This window comes from Pseudonocardia sp. McavD-2-B, from assembly GCF_024124365.1.
In the GTDB taxonomy this organism is placed as follows: domain Bacteria; phylum Actinomycetota; class Actinomycetes; order Mycobacteriales; family Pseudonocardiaceae; genus Pseudonocardia; species Pseudonocardia alni.
In genome coordinates this window covers 1-7,147 of the sequence record NZ_JAMXSG010000287.1, presented here as the reverse complement: position 1 = coordinate 7,147, position 7,147 = coordinate 1, and the positions used below count along the sequence as shown (strand labels likewise).

Annotated in this window: 4 protein-coding genes and 1 pseudogene; 3 read left to right on the top strand and 2 right to left on the bottom strand. The window is 74.5% G+C overall.

The genetic code is table 11. The features are described 5' to 3' along the window. On the top strand, positions 1 to 326 hold a 326-nt coding region (locus NH602_RS26015), incomplete at its 5' end, for a DUF742 domain-containing protein (RefSeq protein WP_253069163.1). A 56-nt stretch (positions 327 to 382) separates the two neighbouring features. Next, positions 383 to 1,168 (top strand): LLM class F420-dependent oxidoreductase, encoded by a 786-nt coding sequence (locus NH602_RS26010; protein WP_208820301.1) that lies wholly within the window; start codon positions 383 to 385, stop codon positions 1,166 to 1,168. Between the two features lie 2 nt (positions 1,169 to 1,170). Here the strand turns inward: NH602_RS26010 and NH602_RS26005 are convergent, their stop codons facing one another. Together NH602_RS26005 and NH602_RS26000 are read right to left on the bottom strand one after the other, a co-directional pair. Then, on the bottom strand, positions 1,171 to 3,315 hold the full coding sequence (locus NH602_RS26005; RefSeq protein ID WP_179759879.1) for a bifunctional diguanylate cyclase/phosphodiesterase: 2,145 nt from the start codon (positions 3,313 to 3,315) through the stop codon (positions 1,171 to 1,173). Positions 3,316 to 3,447: 132 nt separating this feature from the next. Further along, entirely contained in the window at positions 3,448 to 5,997 is a 2,550-nt protein-coding gene (locus NH602_RS26000; RefSeq protein ID WP_073574910.1) for an RNA helicase, read from the bottom strand. A 160-nt stretch (positions 5,998 to 6,157) separates the two neighbouring features. On the opposite strand from NH602_RS26000, the pseudogene NH602_RS25995 reads away from it, so the two are divergent. Beyond that, a pseudogene (locus NH602_RS25995) lies at positions 6,158 to 7,147 on the top strand (DNA ligase); the annotation flags it as partial.

Genomic DNA, 7,147 nt, shown 5'->3' with positions numbered 1-7,147 from the left:
CGGTCCGGCCCTACGTCATGACCGGCGGCCGTACCCGGGTCCGCGCCGAGCTGCGGCTGGAGACGCTGGTCTCGGTGCGGCCCGCCCCCGGCCCCGTCCCGCGCGCCGACTCGGTCGAGCGCGCCGCGGTGCTGCGGCTGTGCACCCGGCCCCGGTCGGTGTCGGAGGTCGCGGCGCTGGCCGCGGTGCCGCTGGGCGTCGCCCGGGTGCTCATCGACGACCTCGCCTCCGAGGGGCGCCTGGTGGTGCACGGTGTGTCCTCGGCGGAGGACGGGCCGAGCGTCGCGTTGATGGACCGGGTGCTGGCCGGGCTGCGCCGGCTCTGACCCGCCGGGCCCGCGGGTGTCCTGCGGGGCCCGCGCGCCGGGGCCAGGATGGGGACATGACCGATCCCCGTCCCGTCCGCATCGGACTGCAGCTGCAGCCCCAGCACGCCGACTACGCCGACATCCGCCGCACCGTGGCCGCCGCCGAGGAGGCCGGCGTCGACGTCGTCTTCAACTGGGACCACTTCTTCCCGCTCTACGGCGAGCCCGACGGCAAGCACTTCGAGTGCTGGACCATGCTCGGCGCCTGGGCCGAGGCGACCTCCCGGGTGGAGATCGGCGCCCTGGTGACCTGCAACAGCTACCGCAACCCCGAGCTGCTCGCCGACATGGCCCGCACCGTCGACCACATCTCCGACGGCCGGCTGATCCTGGGCATCGGCTCCGGCTGGTTCCAGCGCGACTACGACGAGTACGGCTACGAGTTCGGCACCGCGGGCGGCCGGCTGAACGACCTGGCCGCGGCCCTGCCCCGCATCCGGAGCCGCTGGTCGGCGCTCAACCCGGCGCCGACCCGCGACATCCCGATCCTCATCGGCGGCGGGGGCGAGAAGAAGACCCTGCGCTACACCGCCGAGCACGCCGGCATCTGGCACGGCTTCGGCGACGTCGACACCGTCACCCGCAAGAGCGGCATCCTCGACGGGCACTGCCGCGACATCGGCCGCGACCCGGCCGAGATCGAACGCTCGGTCGGCGTCGAGGGCGCCCCGGAGGACGACGGCGCCGCCCTGTACGACGCCGGGGTGCGCCTGTTCACCGTCGGCCAGGACGGCCAGGGCGGCTACGACCTGTCCCGGCTGAAGGACTGGATCGCCTGGCGCGACGAGCGCAACGGCTGAGCTCAGAGGGCACGCAGGAACGGGTCCCGGATCAGGTCCGGGACCCGTTCCGCGACGACCGCGGGTGCGTAGTACCAGCCCTGCGCGTTGGCGCAGCCGTACTCGCGCAGCCGCGCCGCCTGCTCCCGGGTCTCCACCGCCTCGGCGGTGACCTCCAGGTCCAGCGCGGAGGCCAGCGAGATCAGCGTGCGCAGGATGACGTCGTCGCGCTCGGCGGTCCCGGCCAGGAAGTGCCCGGCCAGCTTGAGCCGGTGCACCGGCAGGTGCCGCAGGTAGGCGAGGTTGGAGTAGCCGGTCCCGAAGTCGTCGATGGCGATCTTCACACCGAGCCGGTCGAGCTCGCGCAGCGTGGCCAACGGCCGGCCGGGGGAGCCCATCAGGTCGGACTCGGTCAGCTCGATCTGCAGCAGCTCCGGCGGCCAGTCGTGGCGCTCCAGCGTCGCCGCGACGTCGGCGACCAGGTCCGACTCGGTCACCTGCCGGGCGGCGACGTTCACGCTGATCGTCAGCGGCCTGCCCGGGTACGCGTCGGCCCAGACCCGGCCCTGCCGGCACGCCTCGTCGAGGACCCGGCGGCCCAGCGGCACGACCAGCCCGGTCTCCTCGGCGAGCGGGATGAACCGGTCCGGGCCCAGCAGCTGCCCGTCGGGCCGCTGCCAGCGCACCAGCGCCTCGACCCCGATGGTCTGCTCGTCGGCCAGGCGCACCAGGGGCTGGTAGACGACCACGAAGTCGTCGCGGCGCAGCGCCTCGGGCATCTGCGAGGACAGCTCGAAGCGGGCGACGTCGTCGCGGTGCCGGTCGCGGTCGTAGAGCACGTAGCGCCCGCGGCCGGCGCGCTTGGCCGAGTACAGGGTGGTGTCGGCGGCGGCGATCAGCTCGTCGATGCCCAGCTCGCCGTCATGGCGCACCACCCCGACGCTGGCCGAGATCACGATGTCGCGGCCGTCGACGCGCACCGGGCGGCGCACGGTCCCCAGCGCGCGGGTCGCGACCTCCTCCAGCTCGGCCCGGTCGGCGGTGCGCGGCACCAGCACGACGAACTCGTCGCCGCCCATCCGCGCGACGAGGTGCCCGCCGGGCTCCAACGCGCCCCGGAGCCGGTCGGCCAGGACCTGCAGCAGCCGGTCCCCGGCCTGGTGGCCCAGGGTGTCGTTGACGACCTTGAACCCGTCCAGGTCCAGATAGCAGACCCCCGGGCGGGCACCGGAGGAGCCCGCGTCGATCGCGGTGCGCAGGCGTTCGAAGAACAGCGACCGGTTCGGCAGCCCGGTCAGCGGGTCGTGCGACGCCTGGTGGGCCAGGCTCTCCTGCATCAGCAACTGGTCGGTCACGTCGGACACCACCGCGACGAGCAGCTGCTCGTCACCGCCGACCGGGCCGAGCAGGGTGACCACGGCGTCGATCCACACGTCGCTGTCGTCGGCGCGCCGGACCGGGCGGACCACCCGGAGCCGGTCCAGGGAGCCGTCGAGCAGCCGCGGCCGCTCCGCCCACACCTCCGGCGCCGACTCCCGGGGCACGAAGTCGGTGACCCGCATCCTCAGCAGCTGTGCGGGCGTGTACCCGGACATGACGGCGGCGGTCTCGTTCACCTCGACGAGCCGCCCGTCCGGGTCGAAGATCACGATCCCGACGGCCGCGGAGTCGACGACGGTCCGCAGCCGCAGGTCCGAGCGACGGCGGGCCTCCTCGGCGACGCGGCGGGCCTCCAGCGCGGCCCGGGTGACCTGCTCGTGCTCGGCGAGGACCAGGCTGCGGGTGGCCTCGGTGAACCCGCGGGCGAACGCCGCCAGCACGGCCGCGATCCGCCGGACCCGGGCGGCGGTGTCCGCGGCGGGCTCCAGGTGCGCCCCCAGCAGCTCCATCCCGATCTCCAGGCAGCCCGGCTGGTGGATGCGCGCCCGCACCAGGTCCCCGCCGGCGGCCGCCGGGAGGGCCGGGTCGTACCGCTCCGCGAGCGCGGCCTCCCGCAACTGGCCGGTCACCCGGTCGAGGACCGGGCGGAGCTCGGTGGCCGGCAGCACCGAGTGCCGGGCCAGCTCCGAGGCCCAGGGACCGGCGAGGTCGGCGGGGTCGGGGAGTGCTGCGGGGACGAGCGCCCGTCCGTGGTCGGCGCGAGCAGCGGCGACGTCGGCCTGCTGCATCCACCGCCCCCGTTCGCTCCGGTGGGAGGGACTTCCCTCATGATTGGGATGATCGGTGAACACCGTAACCGATCCGACCCGCCCGGTGGGGCCGACCGGGTTACGTCGGCGCCCCGCGACGGGCCGGTCGGGTCAGACCGGCGACCCGTCGGTCACCTCCGTCACCCACACGACGGCCTCACCGGCCTCGTCGGAGGCAGCGAGGTCCACCTCGGCGGTGATCGCCCAGTCCCGGTCGCCTGCCGGGTCGTCGAGGACCTGGCGCACCAGCCAGCGGTCGGCCTCCTCGGTGAGGTCGAACAGCTCGGGCCCGCGCGCGTCCGGCCCGAAGCCGATCCGGTCGTGGATCGCGAAGTAGGGGGCCAGGGCGTCCCGCCAGCGGTCGGCGGTCCAGCCGGCGTCGGCGTCGAGGTCGCCCAGCTCGGCGTAGCGGCCCATCGCCGCGAGCTCCACCCGGCGGAACAGCGCGTTGCGCACCATGACCCGGAACGCGCGGGCGTTGCCGGTGACCCCGGTCGGCGTGGCGACGGCGACCTCGGCCCCCGGCGGCAGCACCTCCCCGTCGGCACCCGCCCCGGCGGCGAGCTTCTCCCACTCGTCGAGCAGCGAGGAGTCGGTCTGGCGGACCAGCTCGCCCAGCCACTCCACGAGGTCGGTGAGCTCCTCGGTGCGGGCGTGCTCGGGCACGGTCTGGCGCAGCGCCCGGTAGGCGTCGGCCAGGTAGCGCAGCACCAGGCCCTCGGAGCGGGCGAGCTGGTAGTGCGAGACGTACTCGGTGAACGTCATCGCCCGCTCGCTCATGTCCCGGACCACCGACTTCGGCGACAGGACGGCGTCGGCGACCCACGGTGCGCCGCGGCGGTAGGTCTCCAGCGCCGCGTGCAGCATCTCGTCGAGGGGCTTGGGGTGGGTGACCTCCTCCAGGCGGGCCATCCGCTCCTCGTACTCGATGCCGTCGGCCTTCATCGCCGCGATCGCCTCGCCGCGGGCCTTGTTCTGCTGGGCGGCGAGGATCTGGCGGGGGTCGTCGAGGGTCGACTCGATCACCGAGAGCACGTCAAGGGCGTAGGTCGGCGACTCCCGGTCGAGGAGCTCGAACACCGCCAGCGCGAACGGCGACAGCGGCTGGTTGAGTGCGAAGTCCAGCTGCAGCTCGTCGACCACCCGCGCCCGTGGACGGGTCGCACCGTCCACGGTGTACTGCTCGACGACGCCGGAGGTGCGCAGCGCCCGGTAGATCGCGATCGCCCGCAGCATGTGCTTCAGCTGCCGCTTGCGGGGCTCGTGGTTGTCGGTGAGCAGGTGCTCCATCGCGGCGTAGGTGTCCCCGCCGCGCGACACGACGTTGAGCAGCATCGCGTGGGTGACCTCGAAGTGGCTCGTCAGCGGCTCCGGCCGGGCCTGCTGCAGCTTCTCGAACGAGGTCTCCGACCAGCCGACGAAACCCTCGGGCGGCTGCTTGCGGGCTACCTTGCGGCGCTTCTTCGGGTCGTCGCCCGCCTTGGCCAGTGCCTTGGCGTTCTCGATGTCGTGCTCGGGGGCCTGCGCGACGACGGTGCCGACGGTGTCGTACCCGGCCCGCCCGGCGCGGCCGGCGATCTGGTGGAACTCGCGGGCCTTGAGGGGGCGCACGCGGCGCCCGTCGTACTTGGACAGGGCGGTGAACAGCACCGTGCGGATCGGCACATTGATGCCGACGCCGAGGGTGTCGGTACCGCAGATGACCTTGAGCAGGCCGGCCTGGGCGAGGGTCTCCACCAGCCGCCGGTAGCGGGGGAGCATCCCCGCGTGGTGCACGCCGATCCCGTGGCGCACCAGGCGGGACAGGGTGCGGCCGAAGCCGGAGGTGAACCGGAACGCCCCGATCGTCTCGGCGATCGCGGCCTTGTCCTCCTTGGAGGTGACGTTGACGCTCATCAGCGCCTGCGCCCGTTCGACGGCGGCCTGCTGGGTGAAGTGCACGACGTAGACCGGCGCCTCACGCGTCGACAGCAGCTCGGTGATCGTCTCGTGCAGCGGCTCGACGACGTAGCGGAAGTGCAGCGGCACCGGCCGCTCCACCGAGGTGATCTCCGCGGTCTCCCGCCCGGTGCGCCGGGTCAGGTCCTCCGCGAAGAACGACGTGTCGCCCAGCGTGGCGCTCATCAGCAGGAACTGCGCCTGCGGCAGCTCGACGATCGGCACCTGCCAGGCCCAGCCGCGCGACGGGTCGGCGTAGAAGTGGAACTCGTCCATGATCACCGAGCCGACGTCGGTCCCGGGGCCCTCGCGCAGGGCGAGGTTCGCCAGGATCTCCGCGGTGCAGCAGATGATCGGAGCCTTCTCGTTCACCGCGGCGTCGCCGGTCAGCATGCCGACCTTGTCCGCGCCGAACACCTCGCACAGCGCGAAGAACTTCTCGCTGACCAGCGCCTTGATCGGCGCGGTGTAGAAGCTGCGCTCACCGCGGGCCAGCGCCGCGGCGTGCGCGCCGATCGCGACCAGCGACTTCCCCGAGCCCGTCGGCGTCGAGAGGATCACGTTGGCGCCGGTGACCAGCTCCAGCAGCGCCTCCTCCTGCGCCGGGTACAGCGACAGACCGCGCTCGTCGAACGCCCACTCGGCGAAGGTGTCCACCAGCGCGGCGGGATCCGGGGGGTTCGCGGGGTCGGAGGAGCGCGGCAGCCGGTCGGTGAGCGTCATGATGGGACCGATCGTCGCAGACACCCCCGACACCGGGCGCCGCAGCGCCGAGGTGGCGCCCGCACTCGCCCGTGCGGGGGATAGCGTGGATGCCGTGGTGGGGGGCGGTGCGACGCACGGCGCCGGGCAGGCGCGCGCCGGCGCGGGTCCTGGCGCGCCCATGCCCGACCTCATCCCGCCGATGCTGCCCGCCGCGGGCGAGCTGACCGACGCGGGCGACCCGGACCGCTGGGCGGTCGAGTTCGCCTGGGAGGGCCACCGCTGCGTGGCCTACGCCCGGCCCGGCCGCGTCCGGCTGCTGTCCTCCACCGCACGCAGCGTGACCGGGTCCTTCCCCGAGCTCGCCGTGCTCGGCGACCAGGCCCCGCCGGGCGGCATGGTGCTCGACGGCACCGTCGTCGCCCTCGACGAGGCGGGCCGCCCGTCGCGCGGTCCGCTCCTGCGCCGCACCGCGACGGTGTCCCCGGACGCGGCCCTGCGGTCCGAGGTCCCGGTCGGCTACGTGGTCACCGACCTGCTGTTCTGCGACGGCCGCCGCACGTGCGAGCTGCCCTACCGGCGCCGCCGCGCGGAGCTGGAGGCGCTCGACCTGGCCGGACCGAAGATCCTGGTCCCGCCCTCGTTCGGGCTCGACGAGGCCGACCTCGTGGTCCGGACCGCGGAGCGCTACGGCCTCGACGGGCTGCACCTCAAGCGGCTCGACCTGCCCTACCAGCCCGGGCGGCGCACCCGGAACTGGCTGCGGGTGCCGCTGCGCCGCCACCGGCAGGTGCTCGTCGCGGGCTGGGTGCCCGCCGGGGCCCCGGGCGGGGGCCGGGAGCGGATCGGCGCGGTGCTGCTGGCGCTGCCCGAGCCCGGCGGGCTCCGCTACGTGGGCCGCGTCGGGATCGGCGCCGCCGACGTCGACGCCCGCACCGTCCTGCGTGTCCCCGCCACCGGGACCCCGCCGCTCGGGGTGCCCGACGGGATCGGCGTCGACCCCCGCTGGCTGGCCCCCGGCCTGGTCGCGGCGGTCGAGCACCGGGGCCGGACGGCCGCCGGACGGCTCACCCTGCCGTCGTGGCGCGGTCTGGTGGCGCCCGCCGAGCACGACGACGACCTGGCCACCGCGATCGACGCGGCGCGCCGGGCGGCGTCGGCGGTCCGCCCG

Coding starts and splice junctions, on each gene's coding strand:
- NH602_RS26010 (WP_208820301.1), top strand. CDS start 383: ATGACCGATCCCCGTCCCGTCCGCATCGGACTGCAGCTGCAGCCCCAG.
- NH602_RS26005 (WP_179759879.1), bottom strand. CDS start 3,315: ATGCAGCAGGCCGACGTCGCCGCTGCTCGCGCCGACCACGGACGGGCG.
- NH602_RS26000 (WP_073574910.1), bottom strand. CDS start 5,997: ATGACGCTCACCGACCGGCTGCCGCGCTCCTCCGACCCCGCGAACCCC.